Source organism: Agromyces sp. NPDC055520 (assembly GCF_053619715.1).
This window is the reverse complement of the sequence record NZ_JBSHJY010000010.1, coordinates 1-22,720: the sequence shown is the minus strand read 5'-3', so window position 1 is coordinate 22,720 and position 22,720 is coordinate 1. Positions and strand designations below refer to the sequence as shown.

Here is a 22,720-nt window from a genome sequence, read left to right as displayed (position 1 = left end):
GGCGCAGGCTGCGTACGCTCGACCGCATGAACTGGCTGCCCGCCCTCGCGACCGCCGTGGCGCTCGTCGCTGCGGCGACCGCTCTCGGACTCGTCTGGCGATCGCGGCAGGGCGTCGCCCGCAGCGGCTCCGGCGACGTGGTGCGGCCGGCCGAGCTCGGCGTCGCCGCGTTCGGCGAACGGGCCACGCTCGTGCAGTTCTCGACCGAGTTCTGCGCCCGCTGCCCCGCCGCTGGGCGGCTGCTCACGCAGCTCGCCGGCGAGCACGACGGCGCCGCGCACGTCGAGGTCGATCTCACGCATCGGCCCGACCTCGCCGGCCGCTTCCGCGTCACCGAGACGCCGACGACCCTGCTGCTCGACGCCGACGGCGCAGTGCGCGCCCGCATCGCCGGACTCCCCCGCGCCGCCGCCGTGCGCGAACGACTCGACGACCTCATGAGGAGCTCCCATGTCATCTCCGGTTGAATCCACGGTGCCGGCACCGGCAGCCACGCCGGGAGCGCCGGCGGGCATCGACCCGCGCGGCCCGCGCTTCGGCGCCGCCATCACGGCGACCCTGCTGCTCGTCACGGTCGTGCTCGCGATCGCAGGGGCGGATGCCGCGGCGTTCTGGCTGCTCACCGCAATCACGCTGCTCTTCGCCTGGGGCGCGTTCGCGGGGGTGCACCGGCACCCGTACGGCGTGATCTTCGCGAAGTTCGTGCGCCCCGGGCTCGCACCGCCGGCCGAGCTCGAAGACCCGCGCCCGCCGACGTTCGCCCAGGGCGTGGGGTTCGCGGTCGGCCTCGCCGGGGTGCTGCTCTCGCTGCTCGGCGTCGCGTACGCAGTGCCGATCGCCGCCGCGATCGCGTTCGTCGCGGCGTTCCTGAATGCCGCGTTCGACTTCTGCCTCGGCTGCCGGATGTACCTGCTGCTCGCGCGGGCACGGATCGTTCCGCGAACCTGAGCCGGGACTGCGCTGGGACTCCGCGAGGGCTGAGCCCCGAGCGGCGCTCGCCGATAGGCTGGGGGTTCGGCTCGACGAGGAGGATGCCATGGCACTCACAAGTGAATCGACCACCGTCTGGAAGGGCACGCTGTTCGAGGGATCGGGCGACGTCGCCCTCGACTCCTCGGGTCTCGCGACCTTCCCCGTCAACTGGAAGGCTCGCGCCGAAGGCGCCGCCGGCACGACCAACCCCGAAGAGCTGCTCGCCGCGGCGCACTCCTCGTGCTTCTCGATGGCGCTCTCGCTCGGCCTCGCGCAGGCCGGCACGCCCGCCGAGAGCATCCAGACCACGGCGGCGGTCACGTTCGAGGCCGGCAAGGGGGTGCTGGGCAGCCACCTGCTCGTGAGCGCCCGCGTGCCGGGGCTCAGCGAAGAGCAGTTCGAGGTGCTCGCCGAAGACGCGAAGAAGAACTGCCCGATCTCGCAGGCGCTCGCCGGCATCCCGATCACGATCGAAGCCGAACTCGCCTGATCGATGCGGGTACTCGTCGCCGGTGCATCCGGATTCATCGGAACCGCGCTGGTCACGGCACTCACCGGCGACGGGCACGACGTCGTGCGCCTCGTGCGTCGCCGCGCCCAAGGCGACGACGAGGCGGCCTGGTCGCCGGCGGCGGGCATCATCGACTTCACCGTCATGGATCGCGTCGACGCCGTCGTGAACCTCTCGGGCGCCCCGCTCACCCGTCTGCCGTGGTCGAAGTCGTATCGCGGCGAGATCCTCGAGTCGCGCATCACCGCGACGCGCACCCTGGCCGATGCGATGCGCAAGGCCCGCCGCCCGCCGGCCGTGTTCCTCAGCGCCTCGGCGGTCGGGTACTACGGCGACCGGCCGGGCGAACTGCTCACCGAGTACTCGAGCGCGGGCACGGGCTTTCTCGCCGAGGTCGTCACCCGGTGGGAGGCCGCGGCGCGGCTCGCGCCCGAAGAGACCCGCAGCGTGATGCTCCGCAGCGGCATGATCGTCGGGCGCGGCGGTGCTCTGCAGCGCGTCGGCAACTTCACTCGTCTCGGCGCCTCGGCCCGCCTCGGCACGGGCGGCCAGCACTGGCCGTGGATCGCCCTCGACGACGAGGTCGCAGCGATCATGCACCTGCTCGCCTCGTCGATGTCGGGGCCGGTGAACCTCGCGGGCCCGACGCCGGCGACGGCCGATCGCGTGATGAGTTCGATGGCAGAGCGGATGAATCGGCCGCACGCCCTCGGGGTGCCCGAGAGCATGCTCGAGCTCGTGCTCGGGCGCGCTGCCGACGCGCTGCTGCTCTCGAGTCAGAAGGTGCGCCCCCAGCGGCTCATCGACGACGGCTTCCGGTTCACGCACCTCACGGTGGAGTCGGCGATCGATGCGATGCTCGCCGCGCCGCGGCCTGCTGCCCGCTGACACGCCGGCTCAGCACACCCCGATCAGTGCTCGGCCCGCGCCAGCCCGATCGCCCGGCGCACCGCCTGCCGCGCGCTGCGCCGGTCGCCGGCCGCGTCGAGCGCGAGACCGAGCCGCAGGGCCGCCTGCCACGAATCGGGCGCGTCGCCTGCGGCGGCGCGGAATCCGTCGACCGCAGCGATCGCAGCAGTGCGCTCGGGGCGCCCGCTCGGCATGAGCGGCAGGCCGAGGTCGAGTCCGCCCTCGGCGTCCAGCCGCTTCACGAGTTGGTGCGAGCGGATGCCGAAGTCGAGCTCACGCCACAGCGCCCACAGCGCGATGATGGGCAGCACGAGCAGCGCCACGCCCATGGCGATCGCGACGGGTTCGCCGGTGGCCATGAACTGCACGGCGCGCCAGCCGACGAGTGCGAGGTAGAGCACGAGCAGCGCGGCCATGATGAGCGCGCCGATCCTGGTGGTCATCGGCGCGTGCCTCGATCGATCATCGGCTCGTACCGGGCAGTCCGAGGTCGAGCAGCGTGTCGAGGCCGACGCTGACGCCCGATGCCGCGGGGGCGCTGCGCAGCGCGAGCAGGATGCCCGTCTCATACGAGCTCTGCGACATCGTGGCGTGCGTGATCGTGAGGGTCTCGCCGTCGCCGCCGAGCACGACGCGCTGCTCGGCGACGATGCCGGCCAGGCGCAGACTGTGCACCGGCACCCCGCTCACGAGCTGCCCCCGTGCGCGCTGGTCGGCGTGCGGTGCGGCGACGGGGCCGCGCGCCGAGCGCGCCTCGCCGATGAGTTCGGCAGTGCGCACGGCGGTGCCCGAGGGCGAGTCGACCTTGCCCGCGTGGTGGGCCTCGACGATCTCGATCGAGTCGAAGTACGGCGCGGCGAGTGCGGCGAAGGCCGTGCCGAGCACGCTGCCGATCGAGAAGTTGGGAATGAAGAGCACGGCCCCGGCGTCGGCGTGGCCGCGCACGAAGGCCGTGATGTCGGCGATACGGTCGGCCGACCAGCCCGAGGTGCCGACGACGATGGGGATGCCGGCGCCGGCGGCGAACTCGACGATCTCGGCGCTCGCGCCGGGGTGCGTGACATCGAGCGCCACGTCGGCGCCGAGCATGACGTCGAGACTCGAACGCGAGTCGAGTGCGGCGTGCAGTTCGAGGTCGTCGGCCTCCTCGATCAGTCGAAGCGCCAGCTGCCCCATCATGCCGGTGGCTCCCGCCACGGCGACCCGTATCGTCACGGGTTTCACCCTAGCAAGCGGCAGGCCCGCCCCGATCGTGCCCGGGTTCGAGCGCGCGCTGCGGCACGCGGCATCCACCCGCTGCCCGTCCATCCGCCCGGCCAAATAGTGTGGACGCATGCTGCGCTTCCGAGACGCCAACGTGACCGACGCCGACGCGCACGCGCTGCTCGGCGAGTACTTCGCCGAGCGCGCGGCGGGATTTCCGGCCGCGCAGGGCGAGTACCGCCCGACCTGGCCCGACGCGGCACAGTTCACGCCGCCGGCCGGCGTGTTCCTGATCGCCGTCGACGACGAGGGCGAAGCGATCGGTTGCGGCGGGGTGCGACGCATCCAGCGCCGGCCCGAGACCCTCGAGGTGCGCTTCGAGATCAAGCACCTGTGGCTCTCGCCCGCCGTTCGCGGCGGCGGCGAAGGGCGCAGGCTGCTCGCCGAACTCGAGCGGCGGGCCGTCGAGTACGGCGCGCAAGAGCTCGTGCTCGACACGAACGCGAGCCTCGAGGCCGCCGGCGGCCTCTACCGGTCGAGCGGCTACGTCGACATCGAGCCGTACAACGCCAACCCCAACGCGACGAACTGGTACGGCAAGCGCGTCGGCTGACGCTCGGCGCGATGCGGCGCTGCGCAAGACATCGGGCGGCGCAGCGCGACCGAGCGCGAGCCGACGCGACCGCTCAGATCGCGTACGACTCCGGCAGGCCGGTGCGCAGTTCGGGCGGCAGGTGCGCGATGTCGTTGTGCACGACGAGGCTCCACGGGCGCCCCGGCTTCTGCGTCAGCACCGTGAACGCGCAGTTCGCCACGTTGAGCGAGACCCACCGCCAGTCGGGCGCGCCGAGCACTTCGCGCACGAACCACGCGATCACGAAGTTGTGGGTGATGAGCAACTCGTGGCGGTCTTCGCCGTGCGAGCGGAGGAACTCGGCGGCGGCGTCGGCCATCTGCGCACTGCCGGCCTCGATCTCGGCCTCGGTGACCGAACCGAAGAACGCGTCATAGGCCTTCGGCGTCTCGGGCGCAGGGCCCGAGGGGATGCAGTCGAACAACAGGGCCGACGGCTCGGGGCTCACCGCAGGCATCTTCGCCGCGATGATCTCGGCCGTCTCGGCGGCCCGCTGCAGCGGCGAGTGCCACGCGCGGTCGAACGGCACCCCGCCGAGGCGTTCGGCGAGCAGTTCGGCCTGCCGGCGCCCTCGGGGTGACAACGGTCCGTCGGGCAGGCCGTGCTCGGCGTCGAGCTGCTCGCCGTGCCGGACGAGGTAGAGATGGTTGGCCACTGGTATCGGTTCCTCTGATGCAGGGTGGGGTGAGACGAATGGATGCCGCCGTCATGCGACGTCGGCGTTCGGAGCGACCGGGTCGGCGGCGCCCGAGCGCCCGACCGCGTCGGCCGCAGCGGTGAGCGCCGCCTCGTCGATCGCGCCGACGGCGACGAGCGAGAAGGCGCGGGAGGCGAGGTCGGCGGCGAGCTCGCGCACGTCGTCGGCGGTGACGAGTGCGATGCGTCGAAGCGCCTCGTCGAGGTCGGCGAACTCGCCGAGCGTCAATTCGGCGCGCGCGAGCCGCGACATCCTCGTGTCGGAGTCTTCGAGCGCGAGCGCCGAAGCCCCCGCGAGCTGGCCGGCCGCTCGACGCAGCTCGTCGGCCGTGACTCCGTCGACGGCGAGCCGCTCGAGCTCTGCGCGCATGAGCGCGGCGACCGTGCCGGCCTTCGCCGGAGCGCAGCCCGCGTACATGCCGAAGAGACCGGCGTCCGAATACCCGGGCGCGAACGAGTAGACCGAGTAGGCGAGCCCGCGGCGCTCGCGCACCTGCTGGAACAGCCGCGACGACATGCCGGACCCGAAGATCGCGTTCATGACGCTCATCGTCGGGCGCCGCTCATCGGTGGCGACGAGGCCCGGCACCCCGAGCAGCAGGTTCACCTGTTCGGTCGGTCGTGCCACGACGGTGACCTCGGGGCCGGCTTCGAGGGCGGCGGCCGGCACGACCGAACGGCGTTCGACCGGTCGGCCGGCGACCGAGAGATCCCAACCGGCTTTCGTGAGCGCACGGTCGAGTTCGACGAGCAGTTGATCGTGGTCGATCGCGCCGGCGACCGTGACGACGAGGTCTTGGGGGCGATAGTTCGCCCGATAGTGCTCCCACACGGCGTCGCGCGTGGCGCCGCGGATGGTCTCGGCGTTGCCGCCGATCGGCCGGCCCAGCGGGTGGGCGCCGAGCACCGCCTCGAAGAAGCGTTCGTTCGCGACGTCGCCCGGGTCGTCGCCCGCCATCGAGAGCTCTTCGAGGATGACGCCGCGCTCGCTTTCGAACTCGGTCGGGTCGAGGAGGGACGAGGTGAACATGTCGGCGAGCACCTCGACCGCCATCGGCAGGTCGCGGTCTTGCACCTTGGCGTAGTAGCAGGTGTATTCCTTCGCCGTGAGCGCGTTGTGCTCGCCGCCGACGGCGTCGAAGGAGATGGCGATGTCGAGGGCCGTGCGCGTCGCAGTGCCCTTGAAGAGCAGGTGCTCGAGGAAGTGCGTCGACCCGTAGGTCGCGGGGTGTGCGGCATCGGCCCGCTGCTCGTCGCGCGAGCCCACCGCGACCCAGAAACCGATCGTCGCGCTGCGACTGCCCGGCACCTGTTCGCTGAGCACTCGCACCCCCGATGGGAGCACGCTGCGCCGAACTCGCGCGTCGCCTGCGGCGGTGAAGGAGAGCTCGGCCTGGCCGAGTGGGAGGTCGACAGCGCCGTTCATCCCGATCAGCCTATGCCACGTGCGCCTGGGGCGCTCGGGCGGGCGGGCGGGCCTGCGACGTGCTCAGTCGGACTGCGCGCGCTCAGGCCGACGCGCGGTCGAGGTCGACGATCTCGGAGCGTTGCAGTTCGACGGATGCCGCGGCCATGAGCGCCTCGACCTGATCGGGCCTCGACGCGCTGACGACGGGCGCCACGACGGTGGGCTTGGCGAGCAGCCAGGCGAGCGCGATCGTGGCGGGCTGCACGCCGTGGGCGAAGGCGATCTCGTCGACCGCCGCGAGCACGCGGTGACCGCGCCGGCTCAGGTATCGCGCCTGACGCTCGCCCCTGGCGTCGTGACGCACGTCGGCACGGCGTCGCACCTGGCCGCCGAGGAATCCGTTCGCGAGGCCGAAGTACGGCAGCACCGCGAGCCCCTGGGCGTGCGCGACGAGTTCGGGCGCCCCCTCGAAGGGCTGACGTTCGAGCAGGTTGTATCCCGTCGTCAACGTCGTGAATCGGGGCAGGCCGTTGGCGGCGAGCACTCGCGCCTCGATCAGCCGATCGGGCGTGAAGTCCGCCGCGCCGATGGCGCCGACCTTTCCGGCGGCGATGAGCGCATCGACGGCGCCCAGGCTCTCTTCGAGCGGCACCTCGGTGTCGTCGCCGTGGAAGTAGAGCAGGTCGATGCGGGCGACGCCGAGCCGCAGCAACGAGTCGTCGACGGCTTCGACGATCGCGGCCGGCGAGAGCCCCCGGTGGTCGGGATGGTGGCCGACCTTCGTCGCGATCGCCATGCGGTCGCGGGTGCCGCGCGAGGCCATCCACTTGCCGATGATCGTCTCGCTGCGGCCCGCCGCGTAGCTGTCGGCGGTGTCGACGAGCGAGCCGCCCGTGCCAGCGAAGCGGTCGAGCACGTCGAACGCCTGCTCGGTGCTGAGGGTCCAGCCGAAGGTGCTGCCGCCGAGCACGAGCGGATGCGCCTCGATGCCGGTCTCGCCGATCGGCACCCGACGCGCGACGCTGATCGGGCCCGAGAGCGGATTCGAGGCGATGACCTCGACGAGGGGCCCGCCGAGGGTTGCGACGTGGTCGAGCGCGCCGTGGTCGAATGCGCTGCCGTCGAGTGCCTGGTGCGTGTCGTGCTCGTCGCGCTCCCCCGAGCCGGCGAGCGCGAGGACTGCCCCCGCACCGTTCGACTCATGCGCCCGATAGACGTGTCGTCGTGCCACGTTCCCCTCCTCCCCAGGATTGACTCCGACACTACGTCGCGTTCGACGCTCGAAGTGCGCCATCCGGGGTACAGCGGGTGAACTGTTATCGAATCGTTTCGCTCACCCGCCCGCGCGACGCACGATCGAGGCCGCCTGCCGAAGCACCGGCGCGTCGACCATGCCGCCGCGGAAGGCGAACACGCCGCGGTTCCCGTCGGCCGCGTCGAGCACGGCCCGGGCCCAGTCGAGGTGCTCGGCGCTCGGCCGGTACGCGCCGCGCACCACCTCGATCTGACCTGGGTGGATGCACGCCGTCGCGGCGAAGCCGACGGCGACGGCGTCCTCCGCCTCGGCTCGAAGCCCGTCGAGGTCGTCGATCTCGAGGTGCACCGTGTCGATCGCGGCGATGTCGTGCGCCGCCGCCGCGAGGCACACCTGGGACCTGGCGTGCCTCGCGACGTCGCGGTATCGACCGTCGGGGAACCGGCTCGACGAGCCGCCGAGCGAGGCGACGAGGTCTTCGGCGCCCCACATGAGCGCCGAGACGTTCGGCAGTGCCGCGATCTCGTTCGAGGCGAGCACCCCGCGGGCGGTCTCGCAGAGCGCGATGACCTCGAAGTCGGCGAGGTCGACGACGTCGGCCGTGCCCTCGCACTTGGCGAGCATGACGGTGCGGTAGTCGGTCTCGGCGAGCGCCGCGAGGTCGTCGTCGAAGTGGGCGCTCGCGGCCGGGTTGACCCGCACGATCACCCGCTCGGGATCGAGCGTCGTCGCAAGCAGGGCGAGACGCGCGGCATGTTTCGCATCCTCGCCGACGGCGTCTTCGAGGTCGAGGATCACGGCGTCGGCGCGTGCGAGCGCCTTCGCGAAGCGGTCGGGCCGGTCGGCCGGGCAGAAGAGCAGCGCCGGGCCGAAGCGGAACGCGGGGTGCGTCATCCGCTCGCCCTCGCGCCGCCGGCCGCGCCCGTCGCGCCGGCCCTCTGTTGCCGCTCCCCCGCCTCGCGGAGCCACACGAGCATCGTGCGCGATGCGGTCGCGACGACGATGCCATCTTGGTTGCGCGCCGTGTGCGCGAGCGTCACGAGGCCCTGCCCCGGGCGCGACGCCGACTCGCGCTTGGACTCGACGACGCTGTCGCCGTAGAGGGTGTCACCGATGAAAACGGGGGACGGAAAGGCGATCGCGCCGAAGCCGAGGTTCGCGACGAGCGTGCCCTGCGTGAGCTGGCCGACCGACTGGCCGACGAGCGTCGAGAGCGTGAACATCGAGTTGACGAGCCGTTGGCCGAACGGCTGCTCGGCCGACCACGCCGCGTCGAGGTGCAGCGGCTGAGGGTTCATCGTGAGCGTCGTGAAGAGCACGTTGTCGGCCTCGGTGACGGTGCGGCCGGGGCGGTGCAGGTAGCGCACGCCCGCTTCGAACTCCTCGAACCAGAGCCCGCGCTGCACGACGTCTCGCAGCGGCGTCGTGCCCGCGGCATCCGGCATCGACGCGTTCGTCGTGCCCGAATCATCCGTCATCATGCGCCCCTCTCTCAGCCGATGCCCAGCTCGCGTGCGATGACCATGAGCTGCACCTCGTTCGTGCCCTCGCCGATCTCGAGGATCTTCGAGTCACGGTAGTGCCTCGCCACGAGGGATTCGTTCATGAACCCCATGCCGCCGAAGATCTGCGTGGCGTCGCGCGAGTTCAGCATCGCGGCGTCGCTCGAGACGAGCTTCGCCATCGCCGCCTCCTTCTTGAACGGCATGCCGGCGTCGAGGCGGCGGGCCGCGTCGTGCCAGGCGAGGCGCGCGGTGTAGACCCGCGCCTGCATGTTCGCGATGGTGAAGGCGATGTACTGGTGCGAGGCGATCGGCACGCCGAAGACATTGCGCGTCTTCGCGTAGGCGAGCGCCTCGTCGAGGCAGCCCTGCGCCACGCCCGTCGCGAGGGCTGCGATCGCGATGCGGCCCTCGTCGAGCGTGCGCAGGAAGTTGGCGAAGCCGCGGCCGCGCTCGCCGAGCAGGTTCGCCGCGGGCACCCGTACGTCGTCGAAGGTGAGCGGATGCGTGTCGGAGGCACGCCAGCCCGACTTGTCGTAGCCGGGGTCGACCGTGAACCCTGGCGTGCCGTTCGGCACGATGATCGTCGAGAGCTCCTTGGAGACCGAGCCGTCGGGTCGGGTGCGCTCGCCGGTCACCGCGGTGACCGTGACGAACCTCGTGATGGGCGTGCCCGAGTTCGTGATGAACTGCTTCGAGCCGTTGACGACCCACTCGTCGCCGTCGAGCACGGCGGTGGTGCGCGTCGCGCCGGCGTCGGAGCCGGCCTCGGACTCGGTCAGGCCGAACCCGGCGAGCGCGCGCCCCGCGACGAGGTCGGGCAGCAGCTCGGCCTTCTGCGCGTCGGTGCCGTGACGGAACACGGGCATGGCGCCGAGGCCCACCCCGGCCTCGAGGGTGATCGCGATCGACTGGTCGACACGGGCGAGCGCCTCGATGGCGAGACCGAGGGCCAGGTAATCGCCGCCCTGTCCGCCGACCTCTTCGGGGAACGGCAGACCGAAGAGCCCGAGCTCGCCCATCTGCGCCACGACGTCCATCGACAGCGTGTGGGTGCGGTCGGCCTCGTACGACTGCGGCGCGACGACGGTGTCGGCGAACTCGCAGACCATGTCGTACAGCTGCTGTTCTTCGGCGCTCAGCTCGGTGCTCACAGTGATGCTCCTCATTCGTGGTGCGGTGCGGTCGCGAAGGTGCCCTCGTGAGGCGCGCTCGGCGATGCGATGACAGGGGTGACGGATGTCTCGTGCTGCGGTTCGACGCGGGCGACGGGCTGATCGCGGGAGACCTGGTTCCCCACCGCGACCGCGAGCCGCACGACGCCGGCGACGGACGCCGTGACGCGGTGCTCCATCTTCATCGCCTCGATCGCGACGACGGCGTCGCCCGGCTCGACGGTGTCGCCGTCGGCGACGAGCACCGCGGTGACGGTGCCCGGCATGGGCGCGCGCAGTTCGGGGTCGGCGAGTCCGCCGCGTTCGATGATCGCGAGTCGTGCGTCGAGGGCGGCGCGTCGATCGGCGGCGGGAACGCGCCAGATGCCCGACGGCGTGTGCAGCCAGAGCGCGCCGTCGGCGGCGGTCGCGACGGCGGCGAGTGCGGCGGCGTCGGCTGTGACGGCGGCGGCGGTTTCGGGTGCTGTCGGCCGGCTGAGGCGCCAGCCCCGTGCCGTCTGCCACGCCTGGGCGCCTGCGGCACGTGCGGCGTCGATCGCCTCGGCCGTGCGGAACGCCGCGGCCGCGGCGAGCACCGCGGGCGGCGCGGCATCGGCTTCGGGATCGGGCATGCGGTCGATGAGGCCGGTGTCGAGGTCGCCGCGCTGCACGGCGGGGTCGGCGATGAGGCGCCGCAGGAACCCGAGGTTCGTCTCGACGCCGAGCACGACGGTGTCCGCGAGCGCGGCGTCGAGACGGGCGAGCGCCTCGGCGCGGTCGGCGCCGTACGCGATGACCTTCGCGAGCATGGGGTCGTAGTCGGCGGTGATCTGCTGGCCCGAGCGGATGCCGCCGTCGACGCGCACCCCGTCGCCGCTCGCCTCGCGCCACACGAGCAGTTCGCCGATCGACGGCAGGAAGCCGCGCTCGGGGCTCTCGGCGTAGACGCGCGCCTCGATGGCGTGGCCCGTGAGTTGGATATCGGCCTGCTGCAGCGCGAGGGGCTGCCCCGCCGCGACCCGCAGTTGCTGCTCGACGAGGTCGACGCCGGTCACGAGCTCGGTGACGGGGTGCTCGACCTGCAGCCGGGTGTTCATCTCGATGAAGAAGAACTCGTCGGGCGCGGCATCCGACACCAGGAATTCGACCGTGCCCGCCCCGCGGTAGTCGACGCTGCGCGCGGCGTCGCACGCCGCCCGCCCGATGCGGGCGCGGGTCGCATCGTCGAGGAGCGGCGACGGCGCCTCTTCGATGACCTTCTGGTGGCGGCGCTGCAGCGAGCACTCGCGCTCGCCGAGGTGGATGACCGCGCCGAAGTCGTCGGCGAGCACCTGCACCTCGATGTGGCGCGGGCGTTCGATGAGCCGCTCGAGCAGCAGCGTGCCGTCGCCGAACGCGGCGAGCGCGACCCGCCTGGCGGCGGGGATGGCCGCGGCGAGTTCGCTCGCGTTCCGGGCGATCTGCATGCCCTTGCCGCCGCCGCCGGCGCTCGGCTTGACCAGCAGCGGAAAGCCCACCGCCTCGCCGGCCGCGGCGAGCGCGGCGTCGTCGAGCGAGGGATCGGAGACGCCGGGCACCGTCGGCACACCGGATGCCTCGACGTGGCGCTTCGCGCGGATCTTGTCGCCCATGACCTCGAGCGCCTCGACACCGGGGCCGACGAAGACGATACCGGCGTCGCGGCACGCCTCGGCGAAGCCCGCGTGCTCCGAGAGGAACCCGTAGCCCGGGTGGATCGCCTCGGCGCCGCTCTCGCGCGCGGCCGCGATGATGCGCGCGGGGTCGAGGTAGCTCTCGGCGGCCGGGGCCGGCCCGATGCGCACGGCCTCGTCGGCGAGGCGCACGTGCGGTGCGTCGGCGTCGGCGTCGGAGAAGACGGCGATCGAGCGGATGCCGAGACGACGGAGCGTGCGGATGACGCGTACGGCGATCTCGCCCCGGTTCGCAACGAGCACCCGGTCGAACGGGCGGGGCGCGGATGCTGCAGAGGCAGCGGCCGGGCGCGGCGATCGTGCATCGATGTCGGCGTCGACCGTGCCCATCCGCGCCTCCCTGCGCTCGAGGTGCGTGAACTCAGTTAACACGCACTAACCGGATTCGATGTTAGTGCGCGCTAACTGAAATCACAAGGGGGCGCGTGCTCCCCCGCGCCCGACCGGAACGCCCGTTCACCCTGCACGCCCGTTCACCCGGCGCGCGGTGCGAGCGCCGCGGCGATGCGGTCGACGCCGAAGTCGAACGCCCGGTCGACGTCGCCGCCCAGGCGGAACGCCCCCGAGAGCTCCATGCTGATGAAGCCGGTGACCCAGGCCGTGAGCGTACGGGCCGCATCGAGGGCGTGATCGGGGCCCGCGAGCTCGGCGGCGACCTCGAGCAGCGGCGCACTTGCCCTGCGCAGCACCTCGATGTCGAGGCCCGACTCCGATCCCGACGCGAAGACGAGCCGGTACGCCGCCGGCCGTTCATGCGCGAACGCCCGCACGACGCGGGCGAGACGGGCGATCTCGGCGACCGCCGCATCCGACCCCTCGCCGCCCGCGACGCTTGCGATGGGGAGCCGCTCGGTGTCGAGCCGCTCGGCGTCGAGCCGCTCGCTGTCGAGGCGCTCGCTGTCGAGGCGCTGCCCGAGCTCTGCGACCGATGACGCGGCGATCAGCCGCACGAGGTCACTGCGGTCGCGCACGCGCTTGTAGAGCGACGGGGCTCGAACGCCGACCCGGTCGGCGACGGCCTGCATCGTGAGCCCGCCGAGCCCGCCTTCTTCGAGGATCGCGCTCCCCGCGGCCAGGATCGCTTCGAGCGAGGTTCGTTCCGGTGTCGGCATCGGCGGACTCCTTTCGATCATTCGACTCTAGGCTATTGCGCATAGCCATGATGGCTATGTAGCATAGCCATCAGCGCCAGGATCGGCACCACCTTCACCGCAAGCGAGGCAATCATGAAGCTCGGCCCCTCCCTCCACCGCATCGGCTCCGACATCGTCGCGGTCTACCTCGTCGACACCCCCGATGGCGTCACCGTCATCGACGCCGGGCTCGCCGGGCAGTGGAAGGAGCTCACCGCCGAGCTCGCCGCGATGGGCCGCTCGCTCGACGACGTCCGCGGGGTCGTGCTCACGCACGGCGACTCCGACCACATCGGCTTCGCCGAGCGACTGCGGCGCGACCACGGCGTGCCCGTCTTCGTGCACACGGCCGACGCCGCGCGAGCTCGCGGCGAGGAGACGTCGACGCCCGAGTGGGGCCGCATGCGGCTCGGGGCGACTGCGACGTTCCTCTGGTACGCGCTCACTCGCAACGGCCTGCGCACGACCCCGCTGACCGAGGTCGTGCCGGTCAACGATGGCGACGTGCTCGACCTGCCGGGCGCCCCGCGCGTAATCTCGATGCCGGGCCACTCCCCCGGCAGCATCGCGATCCACGTGCCGGTCGCCGACGCCGTCTTCGTCGGCGACGCCCTCACCACCCGCCATGTGCTGACCGGCGCGACCGGTCCGCAGCCCGCGCCGTTCACCGACGACCCCGCCGAGGCGCTCGCATCACTACGCCGACTCGAGGGACTCGGAGTCACCTGGGTGCTGCCGGGCCACGGCATGCCCTGGAACCGAGGGGTCGACGAGGCGATCCGCGAGGTCGAACGTGCGGCCGCGGCATCCGGTTCATAGACACACCCTCGAGTCGCCCGATTCTGTACAAGATGGGCGACTCGAGCGCTGGACGGAGCACGCTACATGCGGAACAGCCCGAACGCCGGCTCGGGCAGCGGCGTGCGGCTCGCGAGCTCGAGCGCGAGGGCGAGCACCGTGCGCGTGTCTTCGGGAGCGATGATGCCGTCGTCCCAGAGCCGTGCGGTCGAGTGGTACGGGCTGCCCTGGTCGTCGTACTGGGCGCGGATCGGGTCCTTGAACGCCTGCTCCGCGGCATCCGACCACTCTTCGCCCCTGACGGCGAGCTGGTCGCGCTTGACGGTCGAGAGCACGGATGCCGCCTGCTCGCCGCCCATCACCGAGATGCGGGCGTTCGGCCACATCCAGAGGAACCTGGGCGAGTACGCCCGCCCGCACATCGAATAGTTGCCGGCGCCGAACGAGCCGCCGATGACGACCGTGAACTTCGGCACCCGCGTCGTCGCGACCGCGGTGACCATCTTCGCGCCGTGCTTGGCGATGCCGCCCGCCTCGGCGTCGCGGCCGACCATGAAGCCCGAGATGTTCTGCAGGAACAGCAGCGGGATGCCGCGCTGGTCGCAGAGTTCGATGAAGTGTGCGCCCTTCATCGCCGACTCGGAGAAGAGCACGCCGTTGTTGGCGACGATACCGACCGGGTGACCGTCGATGTGGGCGAAGCCCGTCACGAGCGTGTCGCCGTACTCGCGCTTGAATTCGGCGAACTCGCTGCCGTCGACGAGGCGCGCGATGACCTCGCGCACGTCGTAGGGCTGTTGCACGTCGACCGGCACCGCTGCGGTGAGCGTCGACGGGTCGACGGCCGGCAGCCGAGGCTCGCGCACGGCCCACGCCCGCGGCAACGGCTCGGGCAGGGTCGCGACCATGTCGCGCACGAGTTCGAGGGCGTGCTCGTCGTCTTCGGCGAGGTGGTCGGTGACGCCCGAGACCTTGGAGTGCAACTCGCCGCCGCCGAGCTCTTCGGGCGTGACGACCTCGCCGATCGCGGCCTTCACGAGCGGCGGGCCGCCGAGGAAGATCGTGCCCTGATCGCGCACGATCACGCTCTCGTCGCTCATCGCGGGCACGTAGGCGCCGCCGGCCGTGCACGAACCGAGCACGGCCGCGAGCTGCGGGATGCGCATCGACGAGAGCTGGGCCTGGTTGAAGAAGATGCGGCCGAAGTGCTCGCGGTCGGGGAACACCTCGTCTTGCAGCGGCAGGAACGCGCCGCCCGAGTCGACGAGGTAGATGCACGGCAGGCGCTGCTCCTTCGCGACCTCTTGCGCGCGCAGGTGCTTCTTCACCGTCATCGGGTAGTAGGTGCCGCCCTTGACGGTCGCGTCGTTGCAGACGACGAGCACGGGGCGCCCGTGCACGAGGCCGACGCCGGTGATGATGCCGGCACCCGGCGAATCGCCGCCGTAGAGTCCTTCGGCGGCGAGCGGCGAGAGCTCGAGGAACGGGCTGCCCTCGTCGAGCAGGCGGTCGACCCGGTCGCGCGGCAGCAGCTTTCCGCGCGCGACGTGACGGTCTCTGGATGCCTCGGGGCCGCCCTGTGCCGCGGCGGCGAGGCGCTCGCGCAGCTCGGCGACGAGCACGGCGTGCGCCTCGGTGTTGGTGCGCGCGGCATCGCCGTTCGAGTCGATGCTCGTCTGCAGGATGGACATGCGTTCCACCAGTCTTCGTCGACGGCGCGCCCACTTGTGGCCGGCGCAGGATTTCGGTTAGTGTGCACTAACTCGATTCCAAATGTTAGCGAGCATTAACCGAGATGGCAACCACTCCGACCGCGGCCGCGACTGCACCTGAAGCGGCGCCTGCCACTGCGCCCGCAGCTGCGGTTCCGACTTCGACTGCGACCGCGACCGCGACCGAGCGCAGCCGGCAGAAGGCCGACCGCCGCGAGGCGATCCTCGCCGCGGCTGCGACGCTCTTCGCGCAGCGCGGCTACGCCGGTGTCACGATCGAAGACCTCGGCGCGGCCGTCGGCGTCAGCGGCCCCGCCGTCTACCGCCACTTCCCGGGCAAGGCCGCAGTGCTCGCCGCGATCCTCCAGGGCGCGAGCCGCACGCTGCTCGCCGGTGCCGAGCAGGTGCTCGCCGCGACATCCGACCCCGCCTCTGCACTTCGCGAACTCATCGCGTTCCATGTCGGCTTCGCACTCGGCGACGCCGACGTGATCCTCGTGCAAGACCGCGAACTCGAGCAGCTCGACCTCGGCGCCCGGCACGAGGTGCGCCTGCTGCAGCGTCAGTACGTCGAACACTGGGTCGACACCCTCCACAGACTTCGGCCCGATCGGGCCGAGACGGAGCTCAGGATCCGGGCACACGCCGCCTTCGGTCTCCTGAACTCCACTCCGCACAGCGCCCGCATCCCTGGGCGCAGACCCGCCGACGGCACCGTCCGCGGCATCCTGGAGGAAATGACATGGGCGAGCCTCATGTCGTGACCCTGCGCGCGACCCGCGCGGGCGATCTCGACGCACTGTTCGGATTCGAGCAGGACCCGACCGCCGTTCGCATGGCCGCGTTCACTCGGGCCGACCCGAGCGATCGCGCGATGTTCGACGCCCACTGGCGACGGCTCTTCGCCGACCCCACGGTCGACGCCCGAACCGTGCGCGCCGACGGCGTGATCGTGGGCAGCGTCGCCCGGTGGTTCGACGACGGAGTGGCCGAGATCACCTACTGGATCGACCCGGCGCGCTGGGGTGAGGGCATCGCCACGCGCGCCGCCCGTCTCTTCGTGGACTCCCTGCCGCAGCGGCCGCTTCGCGCGCGCGTCGCGGCCGACAACGCGGCGTCGATCGCCGTGCTCGAGCGACTCGGGTTCCGTCAGGTCGCCGCCGTTACGAGCTTCGCCAACGCGCGCGGCGCCGAGATCGAGGAACGTCTCTACTCGCTCGACTGACCCCACGCGCCGCCCCGACCCGGGTTTCGCGACGCGACGTGTTCGACGTGGGTGTTGCCCGTTCAGGGGATTCCGGCGACACGCCGCCGGTCACGTCCCGGCGTTCGGCGTGCCGCCGGAATCCCCTGAACGCGCAACGTGGGTGGCGGGGTGCGCGCCCTGCTGCCCGGCGAGGTCGGTGATGCGGGCTGCGAGCGCGAGGTCGCGCGAGGTGACGCCGCCGACGTCGTGCGAGCTCAGCTCGAACCCGATGCGGCCCCAGCCGAGCGTCACGTCGGGGTGGTGGTTCATGTCGTCGGCGACCACCGCGACCGCGTCGAGCAGGCGCACGGCGCTCGCGAAGTCTGCAGTCGAGAAGGCCCCGACGAGTCGATCGCCGTCGTGCCTGAAGGCCGTGCCCGCGAGTTCGTCGGCGGTCTCGCCCGGCGAGAGGATGCTGCGTGCGTTCATGCTGCCATCCTCCCGCCGAGCGGCCGATGCCGCCACCGGCACTCACGCCGACGCGGCGCCTGACGCCGACGCGCGCCCCACGCGTGCGCCTGACGCGTGCGCCTGACGCGTGCGCCTCACATCGAGGCGCGCTTCACATCATGGTGAGCGCTCGCCCGGGCTCCCTCAGGATCGCGCCCACATCGGCGAGGAACCGCGACCCCTGCGCGCCGTCGACGAGCCGGTGGTCGAACGACAGGCTGAGGGTCATGACCTCGCGAAGCGCGACCTCGCCACGGTGCTCCCACGGCTGACGGCGTACGGCGCCCATCGCGAGGATCGCCGCCTCCCCGGGATTCAGGATCGGCGTGCCCGCATCGATGCCGAAGACCCCGATGTTCGTGATCGAGATCGTGCCGCCCGCGAGGTCGGCAGGGCTCGTGCGCCCGGCCCGCGCGGTCTCGGCGAGCGCGGCGATCGCATCGGCGAGTTCGCCGAGCGACATGTGCTCGGCGCCCTTCACGTTCGGCACCACGAGCCCGCGCTCGGTCGCGGCGGCGATGCCGAGGTTCACACCGCCGAATCGTACGATCTCCTGCGCCGCTTCGTCCCACCTCGAGTTGACCTCGGGCGTGCGCCGGGCAGCGAGGCACACGGCCTTCGCGACGACGGTGAGCGGCGTCACCTTGCGCCCCGCGAACTCGCGATCGTCGCGAAGCCCGCGCAGCAGCTCCATCGTGGCCGTCACGTCGACGGTCAGGAACTCGGTCACGTGCGGCGCGGTGAACGCGCTCCGCACCATCGCCGCGGCGGTGTGCTTGCGCACTCCCTTGATCGGGATCCGCGTCTCGGCGGGCGTCTCAGCACGGCTGGGGGCGGTGAGCGACGACACGTCGTCGGGCACCGGCATCGCCTGCGGCATCGCCGTCGACATCAGGTGAGCGGATGCCGCGCGCTCGACGTCGTCGCGAGTGATCAGGCCGCGCTCGCCGCTGCCGTCGATGGCTTCGAGGTCGAGACCGAGGTCGCGTGCGAGCTTGCGCACGGGCGGGGTCGAGCGAGGTCGCTCGGTGCGCGACGGCGCCGCAGGCTCGTCGCGCGACGTCTCGAGAACCGCCGGAACGAGGTCGGCGACGAGCGATGAACGACGTGCACGACGCTTCGGCCCGGTCTCGGCGGCCGCGCCGTAGCCCACGAGGTTCGGCCCGGGCGCCGCCTCGGCCGCGACATCCGTATCGGTGCCCGGCGCCGCCGGAGCCGGCGCAGCCGACGCGGATCCGGCGGCAGACGGCGCAGCCTGCACCGCAGCCGCAGCCGCCGCCGCCGCGATCGACGCGGGCCCCGAGGCATCCGCTTCGCCGGTGTCGCAGGAGAACAACGGTGCGCCGACGTCGATCGTCTCGCCCTCGGCCGCGTGCAGCGCCGTGATGACGCCCGCGTACGGCGAGGGCAACTCGACGACGGCCTTGGCCGTCTCGACGTCGGCGATGATCTGGTTGAGCTCGACGCGATCGCCGACGGCGACGCGCCAGGCGACGAGTTCGGACTCGGTGAGCCCCTCGCCGAGGTCGGGCAGCGGGAAGTCGCGGATCATGCTCACGCCTCCACTCCGCTCAGCGAGTTCGGCCGGCCGAGCACACGGTCGACCCCGTCGAGGATGCGGTCGAGGTCGGGCAGGTGATGCCGCTCGAGCTTCGCGGGCGGGTAGGGGATGTCATGCCCGGTGACGCGAACCGGGGCGGCCTCGAGGAACTCGAAGCAGCGCTCGGTGATCGAGGCGGCGAGCTCGGCGCCGACTCCGCCCTGTTGCCCGGCCTCATGCGTGATGACGAGCCGGCCCGTGCGGCGCACGGAGGCCTCGATGGTGGCGTAGTCGACCGGCGCGAGCGAGCGCAGGTCGATGACCTCGATCGACACTCCTTCTTCGGCGGCCGCGGTCGCGACGTCGCGCGCCGTCTGCACGAGCGCACCGTAGGTGACGAGGGTCACGTCGGTGCCCGTCGTCACGGTCGTCGCGACGCCCATGGGCCGGGCATCGGCGAGGCTCAGCGTCTCGTCGACCTCGCCCTTGACGTGATAGCGGCGCTTCGGCTCGAAGAACAGCACGGGGTCGTCGCTCGCGATCGCCTGCTGGATCATGACGTACGCGTCGGCGGGGTTCGAGCAGGCGACGACGCGGAGGCCCGCGGTGTGCGCGAAGTACGCCTCGGGCGACTCCGAGTGGTGCTCGGCCGCGCCGATGCCGCCGCCGAACGGCACGCGGATCGTGATCGGCATGCGCACATTGCCGCGCGAACGGTAGTGCAGCTTCGCGACCTGCGCGACGATCTGGTCGAAGCCGGGGTAGATGAACCCGTCGAACTGGATCTCGATCACGGGCCGGAACCCGCGGTACGCGAGCCCGACGGCGGTGCCGACGATTCCCGCTTCCGAGAGCGGGGTGTCGACGACGCGGTTCGCGCCGAACTCGGCCTTCAGCCCGTCGGTGACGCGGAAGACACCGCCGAGGGTGCCGATGTCCTCGCCCATGAGCACGACCTTGTCGTCGCCGGCGAGGGCGCGCCGGAGCCCGGCGTTGAGCGACTTCGCGAGGGTGAGCGTGGTCATCGCGCGCCTCCGTCGTCGAACATGGCGAGGTAGCGCGCGTAGTGCTCGCGCTGGCGGTCGAGGTGGCTGTTGGGCTCGGCGTAGACGTGGTCGAAAACGGTCATCGCCTCGGGGTCGGCGATCGTCGTGAGCGCGGCGCGAAGCTCGGCGGCCGCGCGGTCGGCTTCGGCGCCGACCTCGCGTTCGAGGCCGGCGACGTCGACACCGGATGCCTCGAGCAACGCGAGTACTCGCGCGAGCGGGTCGCGTTCGCGCCACTCGGCGAGTTCGTCGTCGGTGCGGTAGCGCTTCGGGTCGTCGGCCGTCGTGTGCGGCCCCATGCGGTACGTGACCGCCTCGATGAACGTCGGACCCTCGCCGCGACGGGCGCGCTCGAGGGCGATGCGGGTGGCCGCCATCACCGCGAGCACGTCGTTGCCGTCGACGCGCACGCCCGGCATGCCGAAGCCGTCGGCCCGGCGCGCGAGGTGCTGTTTCGACTGCAGGCCCACGGGTTCCGAGATCGCCCACTGGTTGTTCTGGCAGAAGAAGACGACCGGGGCGTCGAAGCTCGCGGCGAAGACGAGCGCTTCGTTGACGTCGCCCTCGCTCGTCGCGCCGTCGCCGAAGTAGGCGATGGCCGCAGCATCCGACCCCTCCCAGGCGAGCCCCATGGCGTAACCGGTGGCGTGCAGCGCCTGTGCACCGATGATGATCTGCGGCACGGCCATGCCGTGCTCGAACGGGTTCCAGCCCGAGGCCGCGCTGCCGCGCCAGACCGAGAGCAGTTCGGCGGGCTCGACGCCGCGAACCCAGGCCAGTGCGTGCTCGCGGTAGCTCGAGAAGATGAAGTCGTCGTCGCGAAGCGCGCGCGCCGAGCCGATCTGCGCGGCCTCCTGGCCGGCGAGCGGCGGCCAGAGGCCGAGTTCGCCCTGGCGCTGCAGGGCCGTGGCCTCTGCATCGATGCGACGCACGATCGTCATGTCGCGGTACAGGCGGCCGAGCGCACCGAGGTCGATGTCGGCGATCCAGGGGTCGAACTCGGCGTTGGCACGGCGCTCGCCCGTTGGGGTCACGAGTTGTATGAATTCGTCGGGCGTCGTCACTTCGCGCGGGGTGAGAAGTGCGGTGGCGTCTCGGTCGGATGGTGTCATCGTCGATCCTCGCTGTCGGCGGGCTCGCTTCGTGGGCTGCCCGCGCCCGGCGTCACTGCCGGATACCCTGAGCGTACGTCGATCTCGCACACAGCTCAACCATGCTGAATCACGTTGAGCATGTTGCATGGTTGCGACCACCGTGCCCGTGCTATCGTCTGGCGTTATGACCGGCTACGACGCTGTCGACAAGGCGCTCCTCACGGCGCTCGCCCCCGACCCGAGGGCGACCGTGGTGGCGCTGGCAGATCGCCTCGGCCTCTCGCGCAACACGGTGCAGGCGCGCATGTCCCGCCTCGAGGCGTCAGGTGCGTTCCTCTCGTTCGAGCGCAGCATGGACCCTGCGCCGCTCGGCTACCCGATCGAGGCCTTCATCTCGGTGCATGTGCGCCAGAAGCTGCTCGGCGAGGTCGTCGACGAGATCGCGCGCATCCCCGAGGTGATCCAGGCGCACGGGCTCTCGGGCGCGTTCGACCTGCTCGTCCGGGTCGTCTGCCGCGACGCCCACGACCTCTTCCGCATCGACGGCGAGATCCTCGCGATCGAGGGCGTCGAGCGCACCGAGACCTCGCTCGCGATGGGCGAGCTCATCCCCTACCGGCTCGCGCCGCTGCTCGCGCGCTGAGGCACGGTCACCGCCAGCTGAACAGCCGGCCCGGGACATGCAAACAAACCCTTGCAAACAAACCCTTGCAAAGATTCTTTTGCAGCGGTATCTTTGCAACATGGCAACCTCGAACCCCGACCTCACGGCTGAGCCGAGCAGCAGCCGCCACCCCGGCATCGACCACGTGCTGCCCGCCGCGAGCCTCAAGTCCCTCGCGCATCCACTGCGGGTGCGCATCTACGACGAACTGTCGGCGTACGGCCCCCTCACCGCGAGCGGGCTCGGCGAGCGGCTCGGCGAGTCGAGCGGCTCGACGAGCTACCACTTGCGGCAGCTCGAGCGCGCCGGTCTCGTGCGCGAAGACACGACGAAGGGCAAGGGCCGCGAGCGCTGGTGGGAGCGCACGCCCGGCTCCATCGCGATCCCCGATGCCCGATCGCTGCCGCCGGGCAGCGCCGACCGGCTCGCGGTGAAACTCGTCGAAGACGAGTGGTTCCGCGGCCGCGAGCAGAACTTCCGCGAGTTCGTCGCCGAGGGCGAGCACGTCTTCGGCGCCGAGTGGCTCGACATCGCGACCTCCGACACGATCAACCTGCGTCTCACGCCCGAACAGTTGCACGGGCTCGTCGTCGACATCGACCTGGTGCTGAAGAAGTACATCGACGCGTACAAGCGCACGCCGACGCCGGGTTCGCGGCCGGTGCAGATCCACGTCAACGCCTTTCCGCTCGTGCGCGGCGAGCCGACCGGCGACACCGCCCGAACGAACGACACCTCTCGAACGAACGACACCTCTCCGAAGGAGGAATGATGACCACGCTCCTCTCCCCCGACGCCCGCCTCCTCTCAGGCTGGGCGGTGCGCAGCGGCCTCGGCCTCGCGAGCTGGGGCCTGCAACGCGAAGCGCGACGCAACGACCGCGACCGGCTGCAGCGCCGCATCGAGGCCCGCGCCACTGCCGAAGCGGCGCTCGCCGAGCGCGACGCACTGCACCGAAGCGCCGGCTTCCTCCCGCTCTGAGCAGCGCGGGCGGCAGCGGCCGGCGCGTCACGACGCCCGCCACCAACGACGGATGCCCCGTGGCCGATCGATCGGCCACGGGGCATCCGCTGTGCTACGA

Annotated in this window: 26 protein-coding genes; 11 read left to right on the top strand and 15 right to left on the bottom strand. The window is 71.7% G+C overall.

Annotated features, from left to right (window positions below):
- Nucleotides 1-26 precede the first annotated feature (26 nt).
- From ACWGST_RS06690 to ACWGST_RS06675, 4 genes are all read left to right on the top strand, one after another.
- Nucleotides 27-467 carry a TlpA family protein disulfide reductase gene (locus tag ACWGST_RS06690; protein ID WP_452045880.1) on the top strand — a complete coding sequence of 147 codons (441 nt, stop codon included), beginning with the start codon at nt 27-29 and terminating at the stop codon, nt 465-467.
- A complete protein-coding gene (locus tag ACWGST_RS06685; protein ID WP_452045879.1) occupies nt 451-948 on the top strand; it encodes a DUF4395 domain-containing protein in 498 nt (165 codons plus the stop codon). The genes ACWGST_RS06690 and ACWGST_RS06685 overlap by 17 nt, the downstream gene beginning before the upstream one ends.
- An 88-nt stretch (nt 949-1,036) precedes the next feature.
- Nucleotides 1,037-1,462: an OsmC family peroxiredoxin gene (locus tag ACWGST_RS06680; protein ID WP_452045878.1), complete on the top strand. Its 426-nt coding sequence runs from the start codon at nt 1,037-1,039 to the stop codon at nt 1,460-1,462.
- Between the two features lie 3 nt (nt 1,463-1,465).
- Nucleotides 1,466-2,371: a TIGR01777 family oxidoreductase gene (locus tag ACWGST_RS06675; protein ID WP_452045877.1), complete on the top strand. Its 906-nt coding sequence runs from the start codon at nt 1,466-1,468 to the stop codon at nt 2,369-2,371.
- Between the two features lie 23 nt (nt 2,372-2,394).
- Here the strand turns inward: ACWGST_RS06675 and ACWGST_RS06670 are convergent, their stop codons facing one another.
- Entirely contained in the window at nt 2,395-2,835 is a 441-nt protein-coding gene (locus ACWGST_RS06670; RefSeq protein WP_452045876.1) for a hypothetical protein, read from the bottom strand.
- Between the two features lie 19 nt (nt 2,836-2,854).
- Entirely contained in the window at nt 2,855-3,607 is a 753-nt protein-coding gene (gene dapB / locus ACWGST_RS06665; RefSeq protein WP_452045875.1) for a 4-hydroxy-tetrahydrodipicolinate reductase, read from the bottom strand.
- 118 nt (nt 3,608-3,725) lie between these two features.
- Here dapB and ACWGST_RS06660 point away from each other — a divergent pair, with 118 nt between their 5' ends.
- A complete protein-coding gene (locus tag ACWGST_RS06660; RefSeq protein WP_452045874.1) occupies nt 3,726-4,208 on the top strand; it encodes a GNAT family N-acetyltransferase in 483 nt (160 codons plus the stop codon).
- A gap of 73 nt (nt 4,209-4,281) precedes the next feature.
- Here ACWGST_RS06660 and ACWGST_RS06655 read toward each other — a convergent pair whose 3' ends face one another.
- The 8 genes from ACWGST_RS06655 to ACWGST_RS06620 form a co-directional block, all read right to left on the bottom strand.
- Nucleotides 4,282-4,884, bottom strand: coding sequence for a histidine phosphatase family protein (locus tag ACWGST_RS06655; RefSeq protein WP_452045873.1), 603 nt, complete (start codon nt 4,882-4,884; stop codon nt 4,282-4,284).
- 51 nt (nt 4,885-4,935) lie between these two features.
- On the bottom strand, nt 4,936-6,351 hold the full coding sequence (locus tag ACWGST_RS06650; RefSeq protein WP_452045872.1) for a M16 family metallopeptidase: 1,416 nt from the start codon (nt 6,349-6,351) through the stop codon (nt 4,936-4,938).
- 82 nt (nt 6,352-6,433) lie between these two features.
- Nucleotides 6,434-7,564 (bottom strand): aldo/keto reductase, encoded by a 1,131-nt coding sequence (locus tag ACWGST_RS06645; protein WP_452045871.1) that lies wholly within the window; start codon nt 7,562-7,564, stop codon nt 6,434-6,436.
- A gap of 102 nt (nt 7,565-7,666) precedes the next feature.
- A complete protein-coding gene (locus tag ACWGST_RS06640; protein ID WP_452045870.1) occupies nt 7,667-8,482 on the bottom strand; it encodes an HpcH/HpaI aldolase/citrate lyase family protein in 816 nt (271 codons plus the stop codon).
- Nucleotides 8,479-9,066, bottom strand: a complete 588-nt coding sequence (locus tag ACWGST_RS06635; protein ID WP_452045869.1) for a MaoC family dehydratase — start codon at nt 9,064-9,066, stop codon at nt 8,479-8,481. Before ACWGST_RS06635 ends, ACWGST_RS06640 begins: the two co-directional genes overlap by 4 nt.
- Nucleotides 9,067-9,080: 14 nt before the next feature.
- Complete coding sequence (locus tag ACWGST_RS06630; protein ID WP_452045868.1) at nt 9,081-10,244, bottom strand: acyl-CoA dehydrogenase family protein; 1,164 nt, start codon at nt 10,242-10,244, stop codon at nt 9,081-9,083.
- 11 nt (nt 10,245-10,255) lie between these two features.
- Entirely contained in the window at nt 10,256-12,286 is a 2,031-nt protein-coding gene (locus tag ACWGST_RS06625; protein ID WP_452045939.1) for an acetyl/propionyl/methylcrotonyl-CoA carboxylase subunit alpha, read from the bottom strand.
- A gap of 143 nt (nt 12,287-12,429) precedes the next feature.
- Nucleotides 12,430-13,068 carry a TetR/AcrR family transcriptional regulator gene (locus tag ACWGST_RS06620; RefSeq protein WP_452045867.1) on the bottom strand — a complete coding sequence of 213 codons (639 nt, stop codon included), beginning with the start codon at nt 13,066-13,068 and terminating at the stop codon, nt 12,430-12,432.
- A 114-nt stretch (nt 13,069-13,182) separates the two neighbouring features.
- Here ACWGST_RS06620 and ACWGST_RS06615 point away from each other — a divergent pair, with 114 nt between their 5' ends.
- Nucleotides 13,183-13,908 carry an MBL fold metallo-hydrolase gene (locus ACWGST_RS06615; RefSeq protein WP_452045866.1) on the top strand — a complete coding sequence of 242 codons (726 nt, stop codon included), beginning with the start codon at nt 13,183-13,185 and terminating at the stop codon, nt 13,906-13,908.
- A gap of 62 nt (nt 13,909-13,970) precedes the next feature.
- Here ACWGST_RS06615 and ACWGST_RS06610 read toward each other — a convergent pair whose 3' ends face one another.
- A complete protein-coding gene (locus ACWGST_RS06610; RefSeq protein ID WP_452045938.1) occupies nt 13,971-15,578 on the bottom strand; it encodes a carboxyl transferase domain-containing protein in 1,608 nt (535 codons plus the stop codon).
- Nucleotides 15,579-15,682: 104 nt separating this feature from the next.
- Between ACWGST_RS06610 and ACWGST_RS06605 the strand changes: the two genes are divergently transcribed.
- The gene (locus tag ACWGST_RS06605) at nt 15,683-16,363 is read left to right on the top strand and encodes a TetR/AcrR family transcriptional regulator (protein ID WP_452045865.1); all 681 of its coding nucleotides are present in this window, start codon (nt 15,683-15,685) and stop codon (nt 16,361-16,363) included.
- Entirely contained in the window at nt 16,342-16,824 is a 483-nt protein-coding gene (locus tag ACWGST_RS06600; protein ID WP_452045864.1) for a GNAT family N-acetyltransferase, read from the top strand. The genes ACWGST_RS06605 and ACWGST_RS06600 overlap by 22 nt, the downstream gene beginning before the upstream one ends.
- 90 nt (nt 16,825-16,914) lie before the next feature.
- On the opposite strand, the gene ACWGST_RS06595 is transcribed toward ACWGST_RS06600, so the two are convergent.
- The 4 genes from ACWGST_RS06595 to pdhA all read right to left on the bottom strand — a co-directional run bounded on the left by ACWGST_RS06595 (nt 16,915) and on the right by pdhA (nt 20,993).
- On the bottom strand, nt 16,915-17,274 hold the full coding sequence (locus tag ACWGST_RS06595) for a 4a-hydroxytetrahydrobiopterin dehydratase (RefSeq protein ID WP_452045863.1): 360 nt from the start codon (nt 17,272-17,274) through the stop codon (nt 16,915-16,917).
- A gap of 133 nt (nt 17,275-17,407) precedes the next feature.
- Complete coding sequence (locus ACWGST_RS06590) at nt 17,408-18,847, bottom strand: dihydrolipoamide acetyltransferase family protein (protein WP_452045862.1); 1,440 nt, start codon at nt 18,845-18,847, stop codon at nt 17,408-17,410.
- Between the two features lie 2 nt (nt 18,848-18,849).
- Nucleotides 18,850-19,860, bottom strand: coding sequence for an alpha-ketoacid dehydrogenase subunit beta (locus ACWGST_RS06585; protein WP_452045861.1), 1,011 nt, complete (start codon nt 19,858-19,860; stop codon nt 18,850-18,852).
- Complete coding sequence (gene pdhA / locus ACWGST_RS06580) at nt 19,857-20,993, bottom strand: pyruvate dehydrogenase (acetyl-transferring) E1 component subunit alpha (protein ID WP_452045860.1); 1,137 nt, start codon at nt 20,991-20,993, stop codon at nt 19,857-19,859. Before pdhA ends, ACWGST_RS06585 begins: the two co-directional genes overlap by 4 nt.
- 166 nt (nt 20,994-21,159) lie before the next feature.
- On the opposite strand from pdhA, the gene ACWGST_RS06575 reads away from it, so the two are divergent.
- From ACWGST_RS06575 to ACWGST_RS06565, 3 genes are all read left to right on the top strand, one after another.
- Nucleotides 21,160-21,618 carry an Lrp/AsnC family transcriptional regulator gene (locus ACWGST_RS06575; protein ID WP_452045859.1) on the top strand — a complete coding sequence of 153 codons (459 nt, stop codon included), beginning with the start codon at nt 21,160-21,162 and terminating at the stop codon, nt 21,616-21,618.
- 100 nt (nt 21,619-21,718) lie between these two features.
- Nucleotides 21,719-22,411, top strand: a complete 693-nt coding sequence (locus ACWGST_RS06570; RefSeq protein ID WP_452045858.1) for an ArsR/SmtB family transcription factor — start codon at nt 21,719-21,721, stop codon at nt 22,409-22,411.
- Entirely contained in the window at nt 22,411-22,620 is a 210-nt protein-coding gene (locus ACWGST_RS06565) for a hypothetical protein (protein ID WP_452045857.1), read from the top strand. Before ACWGST_RS06570 ends, ACWGST_RS06565 begins: the two co-directional genes overlap by 1 nt.
- Nucleotides 22,621-22,720: the final 100 nt, after the last annotated feature.

Excerpts from the sequence above, each read along its gene's own strand:
- ACWGST_RS06690 (WP_452045880.1), top strand. The coding sequence starts at position 27 with ATGAACTGGCTGCCCGCCCTCGCGACCGCCGTGGCGCTCGTCGCTGCG.
- ACWGST_RS06685 (WP_452045879.1), top strand. The coding sequence starts at position 451 with ATGTCATCTCCGGTTGAATCCACGGTGCCGGCACCGGCAGCCACGCCG.
- ACWGST_RS06680 (WP_452045878.1), top strand. The coding sequence starts at position 1,037 with ATGGCACTCACAAGTGAATCGACCACCGTCTGGAAGGGCACGCTGTTC.
- ACWGST_RS06675 (WP_452045877.1), top strand. The coding sequence starts at position 1,466 with ATGCGGGTACTCGTCGCCGGTGCATCCGGATTCATCGGAACCGCGCTG.
- ACWGST_RS06670 (WP_452045876.1), bottom strand. The coding sequence starts at position 2,835 with ATGACCACCAGGATCGGCGCGCTCATCATGGCCGCGCTGCTCGTGCTC.
- ACWGST_RS06660 (WP_452045874.1), top strand. The coding sequence starts at position 3,726 with ATGCTGCGCTTCCGAGACGCCAACGTGACCGACGCCGACGCGCACGCG.
- ACWGST_RS06650 (WP_452045872.1), bottom strand. The coding sequence starts at position 6,351 with ATGAACGGCGCTGTCGACCTCCCACTCGGCCAGGCCGAGCTCTCCTTC.
- ACWGST_RS06640 (WP_452045870.1), bottom strand. The coding sequence starts at position 8,482 with ATGACGCACCCCGCGTTCCGCTTCGGCCCGGCGCTGCTCTTCTGCCCG.
- ACWGST_RS06635 (WP_452045869.1), bottom strand. The coding sequence starts at position 9,066 with ATGACGGATGATTCGGGCACGACGAACGCGTCGATGCCGGATGCCGCG.
- ACWGST_RS06625 (WP_452045939.1), bottom strand. The coding sequence starts at position 12,286 with ATGGGCACGGTCGACGCCGACATCGATGCACGATCGCCGCGCCCGGCC.
- ACWGST_RS06620 (WP_452045867.1), bottom strand. The coding sequence starts at position 13,068 with ATGCCGACACCGGAACGAACCTCGCTCGAAGCGATCCTGGCCGCGGGG.
- ACWGST_RS06615 (WP_452045866.1), top strand. The coding sequence starts at position 13,183 with ATGAAGCTCGGCCCCTCCCTCCACCGCATCGGCTCCGACATCGTCGCG.
- ACWGST_RS06610 (WP_452045938.1), bottom strand. The coding sequence starts at position 15,578 with ATGTCCATCCTGCAGACGAGCATCGACTCGAACGGCGATGCCGCGCGC.
- ACWGST_RS06605 (WP_452045865.1), top strand. The coding sequence starts at position 15,683 with ATGGCAACCACTCCGACCGCGGCCGCGACTGCACCTGAAGCGGCGCCT.
- ACWGST_RS06600 (WP_452045864.1), top strand. The coding sequence starts at position 16,342 with ATGGGCGAGCCTCATGTCGTGACCCTGCGCGCGACCCGCGCGGGCGAT.
- ACWGST_RS06595 (WP_452045863.1), bottom strand. The coding sequence starts at position 17,274 with ATGAACGCACGCAGCATCCTCTCGCCGGGCGAGACCGCCGACGAACTC.
- ACWGST_RS06590 (WP_452045862.1), bottom strand. The coding sequence starts at position 18,847 with ATGATCCGCGACTTCCCGCTGCCCGACCTCGGCGAGGGGCTCACCGAG.
- ACWGST_RS06585 (WP_452045861.1), bottom strand. The coding sequence starts at position 19,860 with ATGACCACGCTCACCCTCGCGAAGTCGCTCAACGCCGGGCTCCGGCGC.
- pdhA (WP_452045860.1), bottom strand. The coding sequence starts at position 20,993 with ATGACACCATCCGACCGAGACGCCACCGCACTTCTCACCCCGCGCGAA.
- ACWGST_RS06575 (WP_452045859.1), top strand. The coding sequence starts at position 21,160 with ATGACCGGCTACGACGCTGTCGACAAGGCGCTCCTCACGGCGCTCGCC.
- ACWGST_RS06570 (WP_452045858.1), top strand. The coding sequence starts at position 21,719 with ATGGCAACCTCGAACCCCGACCTCACGGCTGAGCCGAGCAGCAGCCGC.
- ACWGST_RS06565 (WP_452045857.1), top strand. The coding sequence starts at position 22,411 with ATGACCACGCTCCTCTCCCCCGACGCCCGCCTCCTCTCAGGCTGGGCG.